The 21152-nt window shown below is 65.4% G+C and carries 20 protein-coding genes; 15 read left to right on the forward strand and 5 right to left on the reverse strand.

Going from position 1 to position 21152, the window contains the following annotated elements; translation table 11 throughout:
- Positions 1-150: 150 nt before the first annotated feature.
- The 4 genes from ACO550_RS16530 to ACO550_RS16545 all read right to left on the reverse strand — a co-directional run bounded on the left by ACO550_RS16530 (position 151) and on the right by ACO550_RS16545 (position 3523).
- Positions 151-756 carry an EF-hand domain-containing protein gene (locus tag ACO550_RS16530; protein WP_315592920.1) on the reverse strand — a complete coding sequence of 202 codons (606 nt, stop codon included), beginning with the start codon at positions 754-756 and terminating at the stop codon, positions 151-153.
- A gap of 209 nt (positions 757-965) precedes the next feature.
- Positions 966-1658 carry a hypothetical protein gene (locus ACO550_RS16535; RefSeq protein WP_315592921.1) on the reverse strand — a complete coding sequence of 231 codons (693 nt, stop codon included), beginning with the start codon at positions 1656-1658 and terminating at the stop codon, positions 966-968.
- 98 nt (positions 1659-1756) lie between these two features.
- Positions 1757-2977, reverse strand: coding sequence for a globin domain-containing protein (locus tag ACO550_RS16540; RefSeq protein ID WP_315592922.1), 1221 nt, complete (start codon positions 2975-2977; stop codon positions 1757-1759).
- Between the two features lie 93 nt (positions 2978-3070).
- On the reverse strand, positions 3071-3523 hold the full coding sequence (locus tag ACO550_RS16545; RefSeq protein WP_315592923.1) for an Rrf2 family transcriptional regulator: 453 nt from the start codon (positions 3521-3523) through the stop codon (positions 3071-3073).
- Positions 3524-3684: 161 nt separating this feature from the next.
- Here ACO550_RS16545 and gspG point away from each other — a divergent pair, with 161 nt between their 5' ends.
- The 15 genes from gspG to ACO550_RS16620 all read left to right on the forward strand — a co-directional run bounded on the left by gspG (position 3685) and on the right by ACO550_RS16620 (position 19779).
- Positions 3685-4149, forward strand: coding sequence for a type II secretion system major pseudopilin GspG (gspG, locus tag ACO550_RS16550; protein WP_315592924.1), 465 nt, complete (start codon positions 3685-3687; stop codon positions 4147-4149).
- 15 nt (positions 4150-4164) lie between these two features.
- Entirely contained in the window at positions 4165-4677 is a 513-nt protein-coding gene (locus ACO550_RS16555) for a prepilin-type N-terminal cleavage/methylation domain-containing protein (protein WP_315592925.1), read from the forward strand.
- A complete protein-coding gene (gene gspI / locus ACO550_RS16560; protein WP_315592926.1) occupies positions 4674-5072 on the forward strand; it encodes a type II secretion system minor pseudopilin GspI in 399 nt (132 codons plus the stop codon). Before ACO550_RS16555 ends, gspI begins: the two co-directional genes overlap by 4 nt.
- Positions 5062-5781: a PulJ/GspJ family protein gene (locus ACO550_RS16565; RefSeq protein ID WP_315592927.1), complete on the forward strand. Its 720-nt coding sequence runs from the start codon at positions 5062-5064 to the stop codon at positions 5779-5781. Before gspI ends, ACO550_RS16565 begins: the two co-directional genes overlap by 11 nt.
- Positions 5782-5783: 2 nt before the next feature.
- Positions 5784-6803 (forward strand): type II secretion system minor pseudopilin GspK, encoded by a 1020-nt coding sequence (gene gspK / locus ACO550_RS16570; protein ID WP_315593053.1) that lies wholly within the window; start codon positions 5784-5786, stop codon positions 6801-6803.
- Between the two features lie 244 nt (positions 6804-7047).
- A complete protein-coding gene (gene gspL, locus ACO550_RS16575; RefSeq protein WP_315592928.1) occupies positions 7048-8634 on the forward strand; it encodes a type II secretion system protein GspL in 1587 nt (528 codons plus the stop codon).
- Positions 8631-9212, forward strand: a complete 582-nt coding sequence (locus ACO550_RS16580; RefSeq protein ID WP_315592929.1) for a type II secretion system protein GspM — start codon at positions 8631-8633, stop codon at positions 9210-9212. Before gspL ends, ACO550_RS16580 begins: the two co-directional genes overlap by 4 nt.
- Entirely contained in the window at positions 9212-10018 is an 807-nt protein-coding gene (locus ACO550_RS16585) for a type II secretion system protein N (protein WP_315592930.1), read from the forward strand. Before ACO550_RS16580 ends, ACO550_RS16585 begins: the two co-directional genes overlap by 1 nt.
- A gap of 29 nt (positions 10019-10047) precedes the next feature.
- On the forward strand, positions 10048-12453 hold the full coding sequence (gspD, locus tag ACO550_RS16590) for a type II secretion system secretin GspD (protein WP_315592931.1): 2406 nt from the start codon (positions 10048-10050) through the stop codon (positions 12451-12453).
- A gap of 11 nt (positions 12454-12464) precedes the next feature.
- Complete coding sequence (gspE, locus tag ACO550_RS16595) at positions 12465-14006, forward strand: type II secretion system ATPase GspE (protein ID WP_315592932.1); 1542 nt, start codon at positions 12465-12467, stop codon at positions 14004-14006.
- A gap of 24 nt (positions 14007-14030) precedes the next feature.
- On the forward strand, positions 14031-15248 hold the full coding sequence (gspF, locus tag ACO550_RS16600) for a type II secretion system inner membrane protein GspF (protein ID WP_315592933.1): 1218 nt from the start codon (positions 14031-14033) through the stop codon (positions 15246-15248).
- Between the two features lie 425 nt (positions 15249-15673).
- Positions 15674-16657 carry an ABC transporter substrate-binding protein gene (locus ACO550_RS16605; protein WP_485994906.1) on the forward strand — a complete coding sequence of 328 codons (984 nt, stop codon included), beginning with the start codon at positions 15674-15676 and terminating at the stop codon, positions 16655-16657.
- Positions 16658-16697: 40 nt separating this feature from the next.
- Positions 16698-17522: an ATP-binding cassette domain-containing protein gene (locus tag ACO550_RS16610; protein WP_315592934.1), complete on the forward strand. Its 825-nt coding sequence runs from the start codon at positions 16698-16700 to the stop codon at positions 17520-17522.
- Positions 17519-18325, forward strand: a complete 807-nt coding sequence (locus ACO550_RS16615) for an ABC transporter permease (RefSeq protein ID WP_315592935.1) — start codon at positions 17519-17521, stop codon at positions 18323-18325. The genes ACO550_RS16610 and ACO550_RS16615 overlap by 4 nt, the downstream gene beginning before the upstream one ends.
- A complete protein-coding gene (locus tag ACO550_RS16620; RefSeq protein ID WP_315592936.1) occupies positions 18322-19779 on the forward strand; it encodes an amidohydrolase family protein in 1458 nt (485 codons plus the stop codon). Before ACO550_RS16615 ends, ACO550_RS16620 begins: the two co-directional genes overlap by 4 nt.
- A 100-nt stretch (positions 19780-19879) precedes the next feature.
- Here the strand turns inward: ACO550_RS16620 and ACO550_RS16625 are convergent, their stop codons facing one another.
- Complete coding sequence (locus tag ACO550_RS16625; protein WP_315592937.1) at positions 19880-21130, reverse strand: NYN domain-containing protein; 1251 nt, start codon at positions 21128-21130, stop codon at positions 19880-19882.
- Positions 21131-21152 lie beyond the last annotated feature (22 nt).

Here is a 21152-nt window from a genome sequence, read left to right on the forward strand (position 1 = left end):
TCATGTAAGCGCCAGTGCGGTAATCAGATTCGGCGGCCGCATGGGTCACGCGGCAGAGGCAAGGATGGTGCCAGCTCCATGAAAAACGCGGCCCCGAAGGCCGCGTTTTTCTACTTCTGGGGTTGCCAGGAGTTGCTGCGTGAATACCGCTTAGTTGCCGCTCGGCGAAGGCACGCCCGGTGCCGAGGCGCCGCCCGGACCGCGACGGTCCATGCGCTCCTTGTGCATCTTCTGCATATCAGCCTGGATCTCGGCCATGGTGACCTTGCCGTCGCGATTTGCATCGAGCTTGTCGAAGCGGTTGGCCATGCGCGGGAATGCGGCCTTGAACTCGTCGCGCGTCAATGCGCCATCGTTGTTCTTGTCCGCAGCCTTGAACTTGGCCTCGAACTCAGCCTTCATCTGCGCACGGCGCTGTTCCCAGGCCGCCTTGTGGTACGCAGCGAGCTCGGATTTGTCGAGCTTGCCGTCATGATTGGTATCGATCTTGTTGAACAGCGCGTCGGCTTCGGCCTTCGAAATCGCGCCGTCACCGTCGGTGTCCACCGACTTCATCCACATCATGCCGCCGTGGTGTTCGCCCGGACCGCCCATGCGATGCTGGTGCCCCGGTCCGCCTTGCGGCGCTGCCTGGGGTGCGGGTGCTGCCGAAGGTGCCGGCGCGGCGGTTTGCGCGAACGCGGCACCCACTGCCATGAACATGGCCGAGGCCGCGATAAAGCTCTTCAGGATGTGCGTCTTGTGATTGCGTTGCATGTCTGTGCTCCTTTTCATCACGTTGGGCATGTACGGATTAGAACGCAGACATCCTGTCAAAGTTGGCACTTTTAATACGATGTTACGGGGGTCACAGAATCGACTTGCGGCGTAAACATGCGCAAGACAGGCAAATATTGCGCAACACATTGAAACCGTATTGCCGACGCGTTTTCAAGCGCTTGTGCTGTGCCTGCTTTCGGCTTCGATCAGTCTTGCGCGGCGGGGTTCTCGCCGGGCGCGCCATCGGGTTGTACCGCCTGGAACGGTTGCCCCGGTATCTGGCGGATGTTCTGAGGCTGCTGCTGGAAATTCTGTGGTGGCTGGCCCGCCTGAGGTTGTTGCTGTGCAGGTGCACTGACAGCAGGCGGGGGTGGCGGTGGCATCGGTGTCGACAGCGGTGCGCCGGCACCCGATGGCGGCATCGCAGGCAGAGTGCCCGGACGCCCGACCGCCACCGAATTCTGCAGTGGCAGTGCAATTTCCTGACGCACGCCATTGCGTTCGATCACGATATTGCGCCCGTGAACTTCCGCGAGCCGAATCTGCGGCGACAGCGAGGCGCCCGCGCGGACCGCCTTGGGCGGCCCACCATCGAGCGAGAGAATCGCCGCGGCAGGACCCACGCCATCGAGGTCCGCCACCACGCCAATCAATTGCACGTCGCGCACACCGGCCTGTGCATTGCCGCCGAACAGCGTGGCGACCGCACCCGTTTCCACGGCCTCGGTCTGGGCGACCCGCGCCGACTTGGGAACCGGAATCGTCCGCATTGCACTGAAGGTCAGCACCCAGTGCGTCACCAGCGCGCACAAGGCCACAAACAGCACCAGGCTGGCCAGGCGCGGCAGCCAGGCGGCGGACAGGTCGAAGCGGAAAGCGGGCCGGGTCAGGGTTGGCACGAGCGGGTACGCCAGGCGGCAGTGTTCATGAGATCGCCTAGCGTACCAGACGCATACGTCGCTTGTCTGTCAGTCCTGCAAACCTTGATGCGGTCAGATCAAAGCAGATCGTCGAGCAGGTCGGGACCGAACACTTCACGATGAATATGCGACACCGGAACCCCGGCGGCAATCAGTGCGTGGCGCTGGGCCTGCATGAAGCCGATCGGGCCGCACAGGTAGAAGCGCGCATCGTTGAATGCGGCGGTGTCTTCAGCCTTGAGCAGTGCATCGATCGGCATCGTGCCGGCATGGTCGAAATCACGACCCGCGACATCGGCGTCATGCGGGGTCTCATAGCTGATGTGGGTACGCAGGTTCGGCATCTGTTCGCGCGCCCAGACGACATCGCGACGGTGCGCATGGTGACGGCCGTGGCGGGCGGCATGGGCGAACAGCACCGGACGATGCGGATTCTCACGCGCCAGCGAGCGCAGCACCGATACCATCGGCGTCACGCCGATGCCCGCGGACATCAGCACCATCGGACGGCGGTCGTCGAGTTGCGGCGCGAAGTCACCCCATGGCGTGCTGACATGCAAGGTCGTATCGAGGTGGGCGTTGTCGTGCAGCCAGTTCGATACGGCACCCGCCGGCGTCTGCGCATTGCCTTCCTCGCGCTTGACCGAGATACGCCAGGTCGGCAGCCCGCGCTCGCCGGACAGCGAGTACTGGCGCAGCTGGCGATGGCCATCGGCAAACGTGGCTTCCACGCTGATGTACTGGCCCGGTGCGAAATCGCGCAGCGGCGTGCCGTCGGCGGACGCCAGGGTCAGCGCCACCACGTGATCGCCTTCCTGTTCGCGATTGACCACGCGCACACGCAGCAATTGGCCCGGCGCAACGTTGTGGCGTTCGTAAAGGCGGGCTTCGGCGGCGATCAGCTCGCCTGCCAGCAGCCAGTAGGCTTCGTCCCAGGCGGCCAGCAGCGGGGGCGTGGCGGCGTCGCCCAGCACGGCGGCGATCGCCTCGATCAGGTATTTGCCGACGATCGGATAGTGGGCCGGCGTCAGGCCCACGGCCACATGCTTGTGGACGATGCGCTCGACCACCGGTGCCAGAACATCGGCACGATCGATATTGGCGGCGTAGGCAAACACCGCCGAGGCCAGCGACTGCTGCTGCGAACCATTGGCCTGGTTGCCCATGTTGAACAGGCGCTTCAGTTCGGGCCGGGCCGCGAACATCTCGCGATAGAAGTGCGTGGTAATGGCAAGACCGTGCTCGCGCAGCACGGGAACGCTGGCATCGATATAGGGGCGGGAAGCAGCGGACAACATCAGCGAAACTCCTATTTTCATGCATCTTCAATGCATGTTTTTGCACACAATAAAGCCGGCGACAGGCTTTGCCGGGGCACCTGCCCCGCGGCATCAAGCCACGCGCCGGCTAAGGAAATCCAGATGCAGGCTGATAATCGACTCGGCCGTGCGGCTACCAGACACTTCGCCGAGCGTGATGCCGTCGAGTGACTTGTAGAATGCCTCCTCGGCCTCGTCCAGCGCGCGCTTCAGCCGGCAATTGCCGTGCAGCGCGCAGGGCGGATCGGTACAGTCGATGATCGCCTTGTGCCCTTCCAGCTCGCGCAGGATCGTGCCGACCGACAGTTGCGCCGCGTCGGGGCCCAGTTGCAGGCCGCCGTGGCGCCCACGCGTAGCCGTGATCCAGCCAAGCTTCGACAGCCGCGCCGCCACCTTCACCAGATGGTTGTGGGAAATGTCGAATTGCTGGCCAACCTCGGCAATCGTGATCGGACGGCTCCCGTCACCGCGTGATACATACATCAGCAGGCGCAGGGCGTAGTCGGAGAATCGGGTCAGTTGCATCGTGAGTCGAATCATAGATAACGTGCATCTGCAATGCAAGATTTTTGTTGCGTTGCACATTGGTACATAAAATCACAATCCGGCGCCGGCGCTTCACGCCAAACAGTCATACGGCGGGGGTTATACTCTCCGACCATACCCGGACTCAACATACAGACACGATGCGCAGAACCCTCAACCAGGCTGCGGCCACCAGGACCGAAACCCGTCGTCGCGCCCGCGGCTTCACGCTGATCGAAATCATGGTGGTGATCGTGATCCTGGGGGTGCTGGCTGCGCTGGTGGTACCCAAGATCATGAGCCGTCCCGATGAAGCGCGGATCGTTGCGGCGCGCCAGGACATCTCGTCGATCATGCAGGCGCTCAAGCTGTACCGCCTGGACAATGGCCGCTATCCGACCACCGAGCAAGGCGTTGCCGCGCTGGTGAGCAAGCCGACCACCGAGCCGGTGCCGAACAACTGGAAGGGCGGCGGTTATCTGGAAAAGCTGCCCAAGGATCCGTGGGGACACCCCTACCAGTATCTGAATCCGGGCGTGCGTGGCGAGATCGACGTGTTCAGCTTCGGCGCCGACGGCCAGGCCGGCGGCAGCGCCAATGATGCCGACATCGGCAACTGGGAATAAGCGCTTCCTCACTTCATGACTCCGGCGACGCTGCGCGGCACCCCCGCCCTACTTCCGCATCGCCGGACTCGCGGCTTTACGCTGCTTGAACTGCTGGTGGTCATGGTGATCGCCGGCATCGTCATTTCCCTGGTGGCCGTCAACGCCACGCCCAATGACCGCGGCCGCGTGCTCGACGACGGCCAGCGCATCGCCCGCCTGTTCGAACTGGCGCAGGAGGACGCCCAGCTGGGTGCCCGCCCGCTGGCCTGGGAAGGCGATGCCTCGGGCTGGCGCTTCCTGGAATCGACGCCGCAGGGCTGGGTACCGATGCGCGCCGACGTGTTTGCACCGGGCCGCTGGCGCGTGCAACTGGATGGCGCGGTGGTCGTGCAGGGAGGCCGCCAGCCTGGCAGTGGTCCGCTGCGGCTGGTCTTTGGGCGCGAACTGATTGACGAGCCGCAACGGCTGGTCTTGACGCGCGGCGATATTCGCGTGGACGTGACCGGCGACGGCACCGGACGCTATGTGGCCACGGTGACCCAATGACCCGCTTCCATCGACGGCATGCCGCAGGCTTCACGCTGATCGAGGTACTGGTCGCACTGACCATCCTCGCCGTGGCGCTGACGGCGGCCATGCGCGCGATGGGATCGATGACCGAATCCAGCGTATCGCTGCAGCAGCGCATGCTGGCCGAATACAGTGCCGAAAACCACCTGGCCACGCTACGGCTGTCGCGGACCTGGCCCGAGCCCGGCTCGCGCGGCTACGACTGCCCCCAAGGTGGCGTGCCGCTGTGGTGCGAGGAGGCGGTCTCCGGCACCCCGAACCCGTCGTTCCGCCGCGTGGAAATCGCGGTCTATCCGTCAGCCACCAACAAATCCGTCCGCCTGGCCTGGCTGGTCACCCTGATACCCAATGAAACGCGCAATGTCCTCTGACCGCCGTCACGGGCAGCGCGGCCCACGCGGCTTCACGCTGCTGGAAATGCTGGTGGCCATTACCCTGCTGGCGGTCATGGCGGTGATCGGGTGGCGCGCGCTGGATTCGCTCACGCGCAGCCGTGAACGGCTCACCGATCACGATGCCCGGCTCGACGCGCTCAAGGTCCTCTATGGCCAGTTCCAGACCGATTGCGAACATCTGGCCCAGCCTGCGCAACTGCAGGCCAGCCCGGTCGAGTTCGGCCCGAACCAGTTGCTGATGGTGCGCGATCGCCGCGATGAAGGCCAGCCGCCCGCGTGGCAGGTCGTGGCGTACCGGCTCGACGGCAACACCGTGGTCCGCGTAGCCAGCCGCGCTGCCGGGTCGCGTAGTGACGTGCAGAACGCGCTTGTGACATTGCGTCAGCCCGGCAACGCGGGCCAGCAGTTGCGGCCGTTGCTGGCCAACGCAGACCAGTTGTCGGCACGCGCCTGGGTCGAGCCCGTGGGCTGGCTGATCGATACTGGCCGCGTGCGTACGGCCTTGATGCAGGGCAGCGCTGCTGCCAGCGCCGCCCAAGCATTGGGTGCCAGCGACGCACAGGCGGGCCTGGGCAACATTTCCACCAGCGTGGCTGTCCGCGCGGTCGAATTGACCGTCTTCGCACGCATGGGCGACGGCGATGCCACGCGCCAGTTCCAGAAGATCTGCATGACGGGCTTGTGATGATGCGCCATGCTCCTGCCCTCCCGCACCGGATACCCCGCCAGCGCCGCCAGCAAGGTGCGGCGGTGGTGACGGCGCTGCTGATGGTTACGCTGGCCGTGGTGGTGGTATCCGGCCTGCTGTGGCGCCAGCAGGTTCAGATCCGCTCGATCGAGAACCAGCGCCTGGTGGCGCAGGCAGCCTGGATCGAACGCGCCGCGGTGGACTGGTCGCGCCTGATCCTGCGCGACGACCAGCGGCGCTCGCAGGTCGACTACATCGGCGAACCGTGGTCGGTGACGGTTGCCGAGACCCGGCTTTCCGATTTCCTGGGCGCTGGCGTAAGCACTGCGGAGGGTGGGGAGACCTCGTTCGTTTCCGGGCGGATCCTCGACGCGCAGGCACGCTTCAACCTGACCAACCTCTATATCTGGCAGGCCGATGGCACGAGCCGCGTCGCCAGCATCGACCAACCGTCGCTGCTGGCCTTCAGGCGCCTGCTTCAAACGCTCGGCATGAATGCCGCGCTGGCCGAACCCACGGCGCAATACTTCCTGCGCGCGGCCAAGGGCGTGTCGACCAATGGCCAGCCCCCACCCAGGCCGCCTGACAGTGTGGAGGATCTGCTGGCCATCCCGGGCTACACGCCGCAGATGATCGCCGCGCTCGATCCGTTCGTGACCGTCCTGCCGGAGCGCACCAAGGTCAATGCCAATACGGCCGAGGCCGAGGTGTTGTCCGCCGTGATCGACAAGCTGCCGCTCGACCGTGCGCGCGAACTGGTACGCCAGCGCGACCGGGCCTACTTCAACAATACGGGCGAGGTGACCACGCAACTGCAGGGCATTGCGCCGCAGGCCACCAACGCCGGCGACATCGTCGACGTGCGCACCCACTATTTCCTGATCTACGGCCTGGTAAGGCATGAGCGGGCTCGCCGGCTCAAGGTGTCGCTGGTGTTCCGGGCCGACGTACTGGGCAGCGGCAATACCACGCGCGTCATCTGGGTGCGCGATGCCGATGCCATGCCCGAGCAACGCTGAAACAGGCACGGTCCGCAAGCGGTCTTCGCACAGACCGGTGTAGGAATTGTCTTCTTGCAGATTCAGGCGAGCCACTATTGACGCACGTTAGTCACACAGGCAAGGTATGCTGCTGCGCCGGGCCGGGACAGCAGCTGCCTGCCCGCAGCTGCGCCATGCACTGCGCCCGCCGGGGAGCCATCCGGCGGACGAACAGCCCGCCACGCGCCTCCAGCGTGGCATCGTCATAGATAACAGGGAAATCTTGAGTACCACGCTCTACGTCCGCCTGCCGCACCGGCCGCATGACCAGCCGCAACCCTGGCAGTTTGGCGCGATGCCGTTTGCGCTGGTACGTACGTCCGTTGCAGTGAAAAGCGCCCGGGCAGGTTCTCCGCAGGCGCCTGAGCTGTTGCGCGAAGGCCACGCCCGTGCCGCCGAAATGCCGGCCGCGGATCGCCTGGTCCTGATTGTCGCGGCCAGCGATGTGCTGCTCACGGCAGCCATGGTCCCGCCGCTGCCGCCGGCCCGCCTGCGTCTGGCGCTGCCAAACCTGGTCGAAGACATGCTGGCCACGGACACGGCGCCGTGCCACATCGCGCTGGGCCCGGCACTCGATTCCGGTGCCGCGCCGCGCGGCCCGCGCCGCCGCCTGCTGATGGTGACCGACCGTGCCTGGCTGCGCGCGGCCCTCGACCAGTTTGCCGAACACAAGCACCGCCGCCGCAGCGTACTGGCCGCGCAACTGTGCCTGCCGCTGGCCGAAGCCACCGCGCCGCAGTCCGTGTCCACCGAAGTGCCGGTGGCAGAGCCCGCGCTGGCGGACGGCGCCACAGCGACGGCAATGTCGACGGCTGAGCCGACGCCAGCGCCGGCACCTTCCGTTCCCGAAGTCCCGGCCACTACCGATGCCGCTACGCAACCGGCCACGCTGGTCGTGGAAGCGGCAGCCTCGGCCCTGGCGCAATCGGCATCGCTGCTGGACGCCACCGCGCCGCCGCCGGCCTCCGCCGACACGACCCGGCTCTGGCAACTGACGGTGCGAACCGGCCCCTACGATGGCTACGGGCTGCTGCTCAACGACCAGGCCCTGGCCACCTGGCAGGCGCTGGCGCCCGCCGGGGAATGGCATGGCGACCAAGCCGCGCTGGCCAACGCCCCGGTGCCGGCTTTGCGAACCCAGCGTGCGGTGGCACGTGCCTCGCGGATTTCCGAAGATTGGCGCATCTGGCTGGCTGGCGCCGAGGCAAGCCTGCTCGAGCCCCAGCTCGACCTGGCGCAGTTCGAATTCGCCCAGGGTCGGATGGACCGCTGGAACCTGCTGGCGTGGCGCCTGCCCGCCGCGCTGGCCGTAGCGCTGCTGATCGCGCAGATCATCGGCATGAACGTGCAATGGCTGATGCTGCGCCAGGAGTCCAGGCGCATCGACGCGGCCCAGATCGACGTGTTGCACACCGCCTTCCCGAATATCCCGCCGGTAGCCGAGCCGCCGCTGCTGATGCGGCGCCAGATGGAGCAACTGCGCACCGCCAGCGGCCGCAGCGTGCCGAGCGATTTCCTGCCGCTCGCGGATGGCTTCGCACGGGCCGCGCACGACCTGCCGCCCGATGCGCTGCTGCAGCTCGACTACCGGGCCGGCACGCTATACATCACGCTCAAGGCCGGCACCAATACCAATGCTTTGCGTAATGCCGTGCGGCAAGTTGGCCTGCAGATGGACGAAGACCGAAACCCGCCCGACGCGGCCGTTCGTGCCGGTGGCGCACCGACGCCGCCTGGCTCACGCTGGACCGTCAAGACCGAATCCCGCGCCGATGGCAAAGCGCAAGGACAAGGCAGGGCCGGCGCATGAAGAACGCTAACCGCCCCGCCTCGACACGCCCAGCTGGCGCGCGTTTCAGTCGCCTGCGCCCGCGCATCCCCGAATCATGGCGCGAACGCTTCGACGCGTTCTGGAATGCACGCAATCCACGCGAACAGGCCATCCTCGGCGGCGGTGCGCTGGTGCTCGTGCTGGTCTTCGGCTACCTGCTGCTGTGGGAGCCCGCCGCTACCGGCCGCGATCGGCTGATGCGCAATCTGCCGGCACAACGCGCCGACCTCGCCGAAATGGAAACGCTGGCCCAGGAAGCGCGGGGCTTGCAGGCCAGCCCCGCGCCGTCGCTGCGCGGCGATGCCCTGACGCAGGCACTGCAAGACAGCCTGGACCAGCACGGCCTGAAGGCCACGCGTTTGCAAGCCACCGGCGACAACGCGATCCAGCTGCAGCTCGACAAGGCCGCCTTCGGCTCGGTTGCCAGCTGGCTGCAGGATGTCAGGACCCAGCAACGGCTCAAGGTAACGGACGCACGCATCAGCTACGTCGGTGCCACGGCACTGGTCAACGTCACGGCAACGCTGCAAGGCCCTGGCGCCGGTGGCCGCAACTGATGGCGCGGCTGGAGGCATTGCGCCTGCCCCGCCGCAGGGTCCGCGCGCCGCGCGGCTGGCAGCGGTTGCGCTGGGCGATACTGGGCCTCGCGACGGTCGTCGTGACCGTGGTGGCATCGCTACCGGCAACCTGGATGGCGGATCGTATCGCCACGGAAAGCCAGCGGCGGGTGCTGCTGGCCGATGCCGCGGGTACGCTATGGCACGGCAGCGCCACGCTCGCGCTATCGGCCGGCACGGGCAGCCAGACCGCCACGGTATTGCCGGGCCGGCTGCGCTGGGACGTTGCGTTCTGGCCCTTATTGACCGGCACGTTGCGGGTTGTGCTGGAACAAGACGCGTCGATGGCCGCGCCGGTTACCGTTGCCGTCACGCCAGCCGGCTGGACTGTGCAGTCGGGCAGCATTCGGCTGCCGGCGTCGTTGCTCGAAGGCATTGGCGCGCCATTCAACACGCTGCGCCCGGATGGCACGATGCGCATCGACTGGTCAGGACTGCAAGGAAAGTTTGCCGGCAATCAGAAATTCGGACACCTGACCATGCAGCTTGAACAGATGTCCGCCGCCGTCAGCCGCTTGCGCCCGCTAGGCAGTTATCGCGCGCAGGTCGACCTGATCGGCGCGGACGGCAAGCTGCGACTGAGCACCACGGCCGGGCCGCTGCACCTGGAGGGCAGCGGCACACTTGGCCGGCAGGCCCGCTTCGACGGCACGGCATATGCCGACCCCGAAGCGGCCACCCAGCTGGCAGGCCTGTTAAGCCTGCTGGGACGAACAGAGAACAACGTTACGAGGTTGCGCTTCTGACCCCAGAAGCCGCATACCTGGAACCGATGATGAAAACGCAAGCACACCACCACTTCTTCCGTACCGCCTGCGCACGCGCCACCGCGCTGCTGTGTGGCCTGTCGCTGCTGGCGCCCGCGCCGCTCTGGGCCCAGCCACAGCAACCGGTGCCGCAGCCGAACGACATTTCGCCGCGCAGCAACCGTGACCAGGTCGTGCTCAATTTCGTCAATGCCGACTTGGAATCGGTGGTCAAGGCGGTGGGCCAGGCCACGGGCAAGAACTTCGTAATCGATCCGCGCGTGAAGGGCACCGTGAACCTGGTGACCGAGCAGCCGGTATCGCGCGCGCAGGCACTGGAAACACTGGGGTCAGTCCTGCGCATGCAGGGCTATGCGATGGTCGAGTCCAACGGCTTTACCAAGGTGGTGCCGGAAGCCGATGCCAAACTGCAGGGATCGCCGACAGTAATCGGCGCCGGCAGCAGCCGCGGCGACCAGGTGGTCACGCAGGTGTTCCGCCTCAACTATGAGTCGGCGAACAACCTGGTACCGGTGCTGCGGCCGATGATCGCGCCCAACAACACCATCACCGCGTATCCGGCCAACAACACGCTGGTGATTACCGACTATGCGGACAATCTGCGCCGTCTGGCCCGCATCATCGCGGCGGTCGACGCACCGGCCTCGGGAGAAGTGGAACTGGTGCCGCTCAAGAACGCAGTAGCCAGCGATGCGGCCGTGGTCCTGCAGAAGCTGCTGGATCCGTCCGCGGCGGGTGGCGCCGGCGGCGGCGCATCGCCGGGCGACGCCACGCTACGTACCACCGTGGTGGCCGAGCCGCGCAGCAATTCGCTGATGATCCGTGCTTCCAGCCGCGCGCGCGTGCAACAGGCGCGCCAACTGATCGAGAAGATCGACCAACCGTTCGCCCGCGCCGGCAATATCTGGGTGGTGCCGCTCAAGAATGCCGATGCGGTAAAGCTCGCCGCCACGCTGCGTGCAATCGTGGCGGCGGACAGCACCTTCTCGAGCTCGACCCAGCCGGGTGGGCAGGCTGGCGGCATCGGCGGCGCGGCAGGTGGCGCCATGCAAAACACATCGCTGCCGCAGGGCGGCCAGTACACCGGCGGTAGCAGCAGCGGGTACAACCGCAGCAGCGGGTCCGGCTCCTCGGGGCTAGGCGGTGGTAGCGGGTCCAATGCCTTCTCGGCATCGTTCGCGGTCAACCAGCAACCGACGACCGGCGGCATCATCCAGGCCGACCCGTCGACCAATTCCCTGATCATTACCGCCAGCGAACCGGTCTACCGCAACCTGCGCGGTGTGATCGACGATCTGGATGCGCGCCGAGCGCAGGTCTATATCGAATCGATGATCGTCGAAGTTACGGCTTCGCAGGCCAGCGAGCTCGGCATCCAGTGGCAGGGCCTGGTCAACTCGGGCGGCAATACCGTTGGTTTCGCCGGCACGAACTATGGTTCCGGGGGCAAGAACATCATCAACCTGACCGCTGCCGGCCTGCTCTACGGCGAAAACAAGACCGCCGGCCTGGCAGCGATCCAGAATATCGTGCCCGATATCGGCGGCCTGAACCTGGGCGTGCTGAACAAGGCTATCGGCCTGGGCGCGCTGCTGCGCGCGCTGGGCAGCAACGACAGCGTGAACCTGCTGTCGACGCCGAACCTGATCACGCTGGAAAATGAGGAAGCGAAGATCCTGATCGGTCAGAACATTCCGATCACGACCGGTTCGTACGCGCAGACCGGCAGTACGGCCACCGTGTCGCCGTTCCAGACCTTCGACCGCAAGGACGTGGGTATCACGCTGCGGGTGCGCCCGCAGATCACCGAAGGCGGCCTGGTCAAGATGCAGATCTACCAGGAATCGTCGTCGGTAGTAGCCAGCACCGTCAATGCGACGCAAGGCCCCACCACCAACGTGCGCTCGATCGAAACCAATGTCATGGTCGATGACGGCCAGATCATCGTACTGGGCGGCCTGATCGAAGACAGCTACGGCGATGGCGTGCAGAAGGTGCCGTTGCTGGGCGATATTCCGTTTATTGGCTCGCTGTTCCGCTACGAAAACAAGAATCGCAAGAAGACCAACCTGCTGGTGTTCCTGCGCCCGTACGTGATGCGCACGGCCGCCGCCACGGATCGCCTGACGCAGGACCGTTACGAGTACATTCGCGGCCAGCAGCAGGGCTTTGTGTCGCCTAACATGGTCATACGGGACCAGGACACGCCTGTGTTGCCCCCGGCCGACGCACCGAGCACGCCATTCGTTGATCCGCGCTACAACGGCCCGATCCAGTCGCCGCTGCCGCTCGACCCAACCCTGCCAGCCACGCCGGCGCCGCAGCCGGCACCGCAATCGGCGCCACCATCGGTTCCGCGACCACTATCGCTGGACAACGAGTCGTTCCTGAAGAACAAGGCCCCGCAAAGCTGAGCATCATCGCCATGGCCACCGAAACCTTTGACACTCCCGCCGCCGGGACCGAAGCGCCGCTTGAACCGCCTTCGCCAATCGCGGCACGACTGGTGTCGTATTCGTTCTCGCGCGAAGCGCCGCTGCTGATCGCACACCAGCGACCCGACGGGCTCGAAGTCTGGGTCAGCCGCAAGACGTCTCCAGCGGCGTTGGCGGAAGTCGCGCGCGTGCATGGTGCGCTACACCTGCGCGTGCTGGAGCCGGCAGTGCTGGAAGCGGCGATGTCGGATGCCTACAACCGCCAGGACGGTTCGGCGGCCCAGGTGGTGGGCGAGGTGGAGGGCGAAGTCGATCTGTCGCGTCTGATGCAGGACATTCCCGCCGTGGAAGACCTGCTCGAGTCCGAGGACGACGCGCCGATCATCCGCATGATCAATGCGCTGCTGACGCAGGCCGCGCGCGAGCAGGCCTCCGATATCCATATCGAACCGTTCGAATCGTCGTCGGTGGTGCGCTTCCGCGTCGACGGCACCTTGCGCGATGTGGTGCGACCGAAGAAGGCGCTGCACGGCGCGCTGATTTCGCGCATCAAGATCATGGCGCAGCTCGATATCGCCGAGAAGCGTTTGCCACAGGATGGCCGCATTACGCTGCGTGTGGGCGGGCGCCCTGTCGATGTCCGTGTGTCGACGCTGCCTACCGGCCATGGCGAACGCGCGGTGCTGCGTCTGCTCGACAAGGAAGCGGGCCGGCTCGACCTGGCGAAGCTTGGCATGGCCCCCGGGACGCTGTCGGGGTTCGACCATCTGGTGCGTCAGCCGCACGGCATCGTGCTGGTGACGGGCCCGACCGGTTCGGGCAAGACCACCACGCTCTACGCGGCCCTGTCGCGACTCGATTCGCAGACCACCAACATCATGACGGTCGAGGACCCGATCGAGTACGACCTCGACGGCATTGGCCAGACCCAGGTCAACCCGCGCATCGAGATGACGTTCGGCAAGGCGCTGCGCGCCATCCTGCGCCAGGATCCTGACGTGGTGATGATTGGTGAAATCCGCGACCTGGAAACCGCGCAGATTGCGGTGCAGGCCTCGCTGACGGGTCACCTGGTGCTGGCCACGCTGCACACCAACGATTCGGCATCGGCCGTCACGCGCCTGGTGGATATGGGCATCGAGCCGTTCCTGCTGTCGTCGTCGCTGCTTGGCGTCCTGGCGCAGCGGCTGGTACGCCGGCTATGCCCGCACTGCAAGCGTGAAGAGGTAATCGAGGTCACGGCCAGCGAAGCCGACACCTTGCACGCCCAGGGCAAGCCGCTGCAGCGCGTGTGGCATGCGGTTGGCTGCGACAAATGCGGCCATTCGGGCTATCAAGGCCGCATGGGCGTGTACGAGCTGCTGACCGTCGACAACGAGATCCAGACCATGATCCATCGCCAGCAACCCGAATCCGAGATCAAGCAGGTCGCGTTGACCAAGGGCATGCACACGATGCGCGGCGATGCGCAACGCTGGATCGAGAGCGGTGCCACGTCGCTTGAAGAAGTCCTGCGCGTGACGCGCGAATAAGCCAGGCAACGGACCGACCACAGCATGCCCGCCTATCGCTACGAAGCCGCTGACGCCGCTGGCCGCGCAGACCGCGGCGTGATCGAGGCCGACAGCCCCCGGCAGGCCCGTTCGCAACTGCGCGCGCGGGGCCTGACACCGATTACCGTCGACCCGCTGGCTGGCGCCGGACTGGCCCAGCGCAGTGGCGGCGGCCTGTTCGTGCGGCGCCTGTCGACGCAGGAACAGGCGCTGTTCACGCGCCAGCTGGCCAGCCTGATCATATCGGGACTGCCGCTAGATGAAGCGCTTGGCGCACTGGCCGACCAGGCCGAACGGCAATACGTGCACGAACTGCTGGCCGGCATTCGTGCCGAAGTGATGGGCGGCAGCTCACTGTCAGTGGCGCTGGCCCAGCATCCAAAGGATTTCCCGGATATCTACCGTGCGCTGGTTTCCGCTGGCGAGCATTCGGGCCACCTCGGCGTGGTGCTCGAACGGCTGGCGACCTATATCGAGACCCGCAACGCACTACGCTCGAAGATCATGCTGGCGTTCACGTACCCGGCGATCGTGACTGTAGTGGCGTTTGCGATCGTGATCTTCCTGTTGTCCTATGTGGTGCCGCAGGTGGTCAGCGTGTTTGCCAACACCAAGCAGAAGCTGCCCACGCTGACGATCATCATGCTGTGGCTGTCGGATTTCGTGCGCAACTGGTGGTGGGCCGGGCTCGGCGTCATCGCGGTGATTGCCGCAATCGTGCGCAGCCTGCTCAAGCAGCCCGATGTCCGCCTGTCATGGCACCGGTGGCTGCTGACCGCGCCGCTGGTTGGCAAGCTGATCCGTGGCTACAACACCGCGCGTTTTGCCAGTACGCTGGCCATCCTGGTATCGGCCGGGGTGCCGATCCTGCGCAGCCTCCAGGCCGCAGGGGAAACGCTGACCAACGTCGCGCTCAAGACCAACGTCGATGACGCCACCACGCGCGTGCGTGAAGGTGCATCGCTGGCGCGCGCGCTGGCCGCGCAGAACCAGTTTCCACCGGTGCTGGTGCATCTGATCCGCTCCGGTGAAGCCACCGGCAACCTGCCCGTGATGCTCGATCGCGCGGCAACCGGCGAGGGGCAGGAACTGGAGCGCCGCACGCTATTCCTGACCAGCCTGCTGGAGCCATTGCTGATCCTGACCATGGGTGTGGTGGTGTTGCTGATCGTGCTGGCGGTGTTGATGCCAATCATCGAGATCAACCAGTTGGTGCGTTAAGCGCATCGTCGCGCGAAATGCTGGTGCGCCACGCACCAGTCTGGGTCATCCACAATCGGTCAGCGTGTCACTCATGGCACTTGCGTCGTGAGCATCGTTGGCACGCGGCTTGCTGATTCAGCTTTCGAGTAGAAGCGGTTAGTGCCGTCGTATCCCCTGCGACGGCGCGGGACATTGCTCTGGCAGCCCTGCTGCCACGTTGCGCGATGCTGCCCTGGCCTGGCCGGGCGCCCATTGCGCTGTGTCTGACGCCAGCCCTGCATGGGCCGGACGACGAGAGCGAACCACGGCATGTGTCCCACAGATTCCAGCCTGTTTGTCGTATCAAATCCGTCTGCCTCTGGCCGGTGCGTACACGCATTGGTGCTGGCGCGATATCGAAATCCATTGCTTCCCATCCCACTGCCCCCAAGGGAGAAATCCGCATGAAGACGATCACCGTGCTGCGCCGCGCGCTTGTCGCGGGCGCTTGCCTGCTATCCGCCATGACCACAGCCCACGCCGCAGACAAGGTCACGTTCCTGACCTCGTGGTACGCCCAGGCCGAGCATGGCGGCTTCTACCAGGCCGTGGCTACCGGCATCTACAAGAAGTACGGGCTCGATGTCACGATCCGCATGGGCGGACCGCAGGTCAACGGCATGCAGATCCTCACCAGCGGCCAGGCCGAGTTCCTGATGGGCTATGACCTGCAGGTACTCAAAAGCCTGGAGCAAGGCGTTCCGGTTACCACGGTGGCCGCGTCGTTCCAGTCGGACCCGCAAGGCATGATGACGCACGATGACGTGAAAGGCCTGGCCGATCTGAAATCACGCACGGTGCTGGTCTCGACATCGGGGCGCACGACATGGTGGCCATGGCTCAAGAGCAAGTACCAGCTCGATGAAGGCCAGTCGCGCGTCTACACGTTCAACCTGCAGCCGTTCCTGGCCGATCCGAAGACCGCGCAACAGGCCTATGCCACGTCGGAAGTCTTCGCCGCCAACAAGGCCGGCGCAAAAACACGGTTCTATCTGTTTGCCGACGACGGCTATCCGCCGTATGGGACCACTGTGGTGACCATGCAGACGACGGCAAAGGAGAAGCCTGACCTGGTGGCGCGCTTCGTCAAGGCATCGATGGAAGGCTGGAAGAGCTACCTGGCTGATCCGTCGCCGGGCAACGCACTGATTCGCAAGGACAACCCCAATATGCAGGAAGACCAGCTCGCATGGGGTGTAGCCAAACTGCGCGAACTCAAGCTGGTCAGCGGCGGCGATGCCATGACACAGGGCATCGGCATGATGACCGATGCGCGCTGGCAGAAGACGCGCGACTTCATGGTCGGCGCCGGGTTGCTGGCTGCCAATGTGGACTGGAAGCAGGCCTATACCACGCAATTCGTGAAGGACCTCAAGGTACTGCCTTGAACGAACCTGATCCTTCGCAACGATATTCGTGGAGACCGACATGACTGCCCTGTTCCGTTCAGGCACGGCTGCGCCCGACGACGCGCTGCTGCTGGCCAACCAGGTTGAAAAGATCTACCCCAATGGGACCGTCGCGCTGGAGCGTGTACGTTTGTCGATCCGTCCCGGCGAATTCGTATCGCTGCTGGGACCGTCCGGCTGCGGCAAGAGCACCTTGCTCAAGCTGTTCGCCGGACTGGAGACGCCGTCGGCGGGGCACCTTCGGGTGCCCGGAATCGGCGCTGGCGCGGGCCGCATGGCAATGGTGTTCCAGGAGGCCACGCTGATGCCCTGGGCGCGCGTGGGTGCCAATGTGCGCCTGCCACTGGACCTCGCACGCATGCCGCGCGATGAAGCCGACGAACGTGTACGGCGAGCCTTGACGCTGGTGGGGCTCGACCGCTTCGCCGAATCGTATCCGCGCGAGCTGTCCGGTGGCATGCAGATGCGCGTATCGATTGCGCGTGCACTGGCCACCGAGCCCGACCTGCTGCTGATGGACGAGCCATTCGGCGCGCTGGACGAATTCACGCGCAACAAGCTCGACGCCGACCTGCGCGCGCTGTGGGCTGAACGCGGCCTCACCGTGGTGTTTGTCACGCACAGCATCTACGAGGCGGTGTACCTGTCGAGCCGCGTGGTTGTCATGGCGGCGCGTCCGGGACGCGTGATCGCCGACGTCGCCATCGAAGCACCGGGGCCGCGCGACGATGCGTTCCGCGTATCGCCTGCGTTCATGCAGTACTGCAGCCAGTTGTCCGAACTGCTTACGCAGGCGAACCTGAGTTCGCCCGCAATGCATGGAACCACTGGAGTCGCATCATGACTGAATCTCAGAGAACACCATTGCTGGCGCGCCCCGCGGTCCAGCGCGTAGCCGCACCGCTGATCGTCGGACTGATCGTGCTACTGGCCTGGCAGGCAGCCTGCATCGCGTTCGAGGTGCCGGCATACCTGGTGCCCTCGCCGCTGGCTGTCGCCAGCACACTGGTCACCGACTGGAGCCTGCTGGCAGGCTCGCTGATGGTCACGTTGAAGATCACGGTGCTGGCCTTCCTGCTGGCCATCGTGCTCGGTACCACGGCGGCCTTCCTGTTCGTGCAGAGCCGCGTGATCGAGGCCAGCCTGTTTCCGTATGCGATCCTGTTGCAGGTTACGCCAGTGGTAGCCATCGCGCCGCTGATCATCATCTGGGTCAAGGAGCCGACACTTGCACTGGTGATCTGCGCGACCATGGTGGCGGTGTTTCCGATCCTGTCGAACACGGTGCTTGGCCTGCGCAGCGTCAACCCGGGCCTGCTGAACCTGTTCCGCCTGAACCGTGCGAGCCGCTGGGACACGCTGGTGCGTTTGCGCATTCCCAGTGCGCTGCCCTGCTTCTTCGGCGGACTGCGCATCTCGTGCGGACTCGCGCTGATCGGTGCGGTGGTTGCCGAGTTTGTCGCCGGCACCGGTGGTACTGGCGCCGGACTGGCCTACCAGATCCTGCAGGCCGGCTTTGGGCTGAACATTCCGCGCCTGTTCGCGGCGCTGGTATTGATCACGCTTACCGGCATCGTCCTGTTCGCACTGATGGCCGTCGTATCGCGTCTGGCATTGTCCCATTGGCATGAAAGCGAGCTTGCATGACATATCACTCTTCATCTGCCGAACCGAACGCCGAACCGTCGCTGCTGATCCGCAATGCGACAGCCATCCTGACCGGGCTGTCCGGCGACGCTGCGCGCGCGGCGGGGTCCGACATCCGTATCCGTGGCAATACCATCGAGGCCATTGGCGCGCTCGCGCCGCTGCCCGGTGAAGCGCAGATCGACGCCACGGACTGCGTGATCTACCCGGCCTGGGTCAATACGCATCACCATCTGTTCCAGTCGCTGCTTAAGGGCGACCCGGTAGGCATCAATTTGACGCTGACACCGTGGCTCGCCGCCACGCCGTATCGTTTCCGCGCTGCGTTCGATGAAGACACCTTTCGGCTGGCCGCAAGGATTGGCCTGGTGGAACTGCTGCGTAGTGGGTGCGGCACGGTCGCGGATCACAACTATCTTTACTACCCCGGCATGCCGTTCGACAGCTCGGCGATCCTGTTCGAAGAGGCCGCAGCCTTGGGCTTGCGCTTCGTCCTGTGCCGCGGGGGTGCCACGCGCACGCGCCAATTGGAAAGCGATCTGCCGCAGGCGCTACGCCCGGAATCGCTCGATGACTTCCTGGCCGATTGCACGCGGCTCGCGGCGCAGTATCACGACGCCGCGCCAGACGCATTGCGCCGCGTGGTAATTGCGCCCACCACGCCGCTGTACTCGATGTCGCCGGAAGAGTTGCGCACCTGCGCACGCACGGCGCGCAAGCTTGGCCTGCGGCTCCATAGCCATTTGTCGGAAACGGTCGAGTATCAGAACGCCGCGCTGGCAAAGTTCGCGTCCACGCCGGTGGGCTTCTGTGCCGAGTACGAATGGGTTGGCCACGACGTCTGGTTCGCCCACCTGGTCAAGCTTGGCGCGGACGAGATCCGCCTGCTTGGCGATACCGGCACCGGCATCGCGCATTGCCCGCAGAGCAATGGCCGACTTGGCAGTGGCATTGCCGATCTGCCGGCGCTGGAACGCGCGGGTGTGCCGGTATCGATCGGCGTCGATGGCGCTGCGTCGAATGAGGCCGCCGACATGATCTCAGAAACGCATGCAGCATGGCTGCTGCAGCGCGCACGCCGTGGCCAGCTGGCTTTGTCCAGCGCCGATGGCGGCAACTTCGAGGGCGGAGCGGACGCGGCAAGCGTCGAGGACGTGGTGCGTTGGGGCACCGCTGGCGGGGCTGCGGTGCTGGGTCTTGGCAAGGTCGGAACATTGGCGCCCGGCATGGCCGCGGATCTGGCGTTGTATCGACTTGACGATCCGCGCTGCTTCGGGCTGCACGATCCGGCCATTGCACCGGTGGCTTCCGGCGGCCGGCCCGCGCTGGAGGCGCTGATCGTCAACGGCCGTGTGGTAGTGCGTCAGGATGAGATTGCCGGGTTCGACATGGCCGCACTGGGTCGTGCAGCGCGCGATGCGGTGAGGGGATTGCAGGAGCGGGCGTTGGTGTAGTGGCAGCGGAGTGGAGAAGACCGCGGCAATTGAATCGCTGGCCCTCTCCCCCGGCCCCTCTCCCGCCAGCGGGAGAGGGCAGAAAACCGGTGGTGCTTCGTTAGGCTGCGGCCGCCTTCTTGGCCGGTGCTCTCTTGCGCGGTGCCGCCTTTTTTGCAGCAGGCTTTTTCACCGGCTTCGTTTCCTCAACCGGCGCTTCAACCGGCGCTTCAATCGGCTCCGCAACCTGCGCCGACAACACCGTCGTACCCGGCGCCGCGAACACCGACTGATCGATCGGCCACGGCGTTTCGCTGAGCTTCACATCAGGACGCTTCGCGCGCTTGCCGCGGGCCTTCGGTTCTTCCTCAACCTCCACGGATTCCGGAATCAGGGTCGAAGCGGAACCGGCCGACTCATACTCGTCCTCGGCTTCGGCTGACAACGCAGGCGCGGGTTCGGGAATCGCTTCCACCTCGACCACCGGGGCCGGCGTTTCGACAGGGGGCACCGGTTGCGCCACGGTCTGCGTGGGCAGCGGGGCCGACGCCGGCTTCACTGGCGCGGGGCGTTGTTGCGGCTGTTGCTGAGCCTGCTGGGCCTGACCGCCCTCGCCCTTGCTGCGCTTCTTCAGCCGCACCCAGAGGGTCTTGTTGTTGCCGCCGTTGCGCGTTTCCACTTCGAACAGGTTCGTCGCCGTCACCAGTTCCGAAAGCTTGCCGTAGCCGTAGTTGCGCGAATCGAACTCAGGGGCCTGCTTGGCGATGTAGTTGCCGATACCACCCAGCGTGGACCAGCCGTCTTCATCGGACACCGCCTGCGATGCGCTTTGCAGCAGCCGTACCAGCCGCGAATCCTGACGCAGTTCCTGCGTGCTGCGGCGGCGTGCCGGGGCCGCTTCGGCCTCGTTGTCGTTGTCCGCATCGGCGCGCAGCACATCGGAATAGATGAACTTGTCGCACGCGGTAACGAAGGGCTTGGGCGTCTTGCGCTCGCCGAAGCCGTAGACCATCAGGCCCTGTTCGCGGATACGCGATGCCAGGCGCGTGAAATCGCTGTCGCTCGACACGATGCAGAAGCCATCGAAGCGGCCCGTGTAGAGCAGGTCCATCGCGTCGATGATCATCGCGCTATCGGTGGCGTTCTTGCCCACGGTGTAGCGGAATTGCTGGATCGGCTGGATCGAGTGCGCAAGCAGGCGATCTTTCCAGCCCGACAGGTTCGGGCGCGTCCAGTCGCCATAGATGCGCTTGACGGCGGCCACGCCGTATTTGGCCACTTCGGCCAGCAGGCCTTCGACGATGGCGGGCGCCGCGTTGTCGGCGTCGATCAGCACGGCCAGGGTGGCGCCCTGGCGGGGGGAATTGGTCATGGTCGGTTTTTCTTGAAGGTAC

This window comes from Cupriavidus sp. (assembly GCF_057315035.1).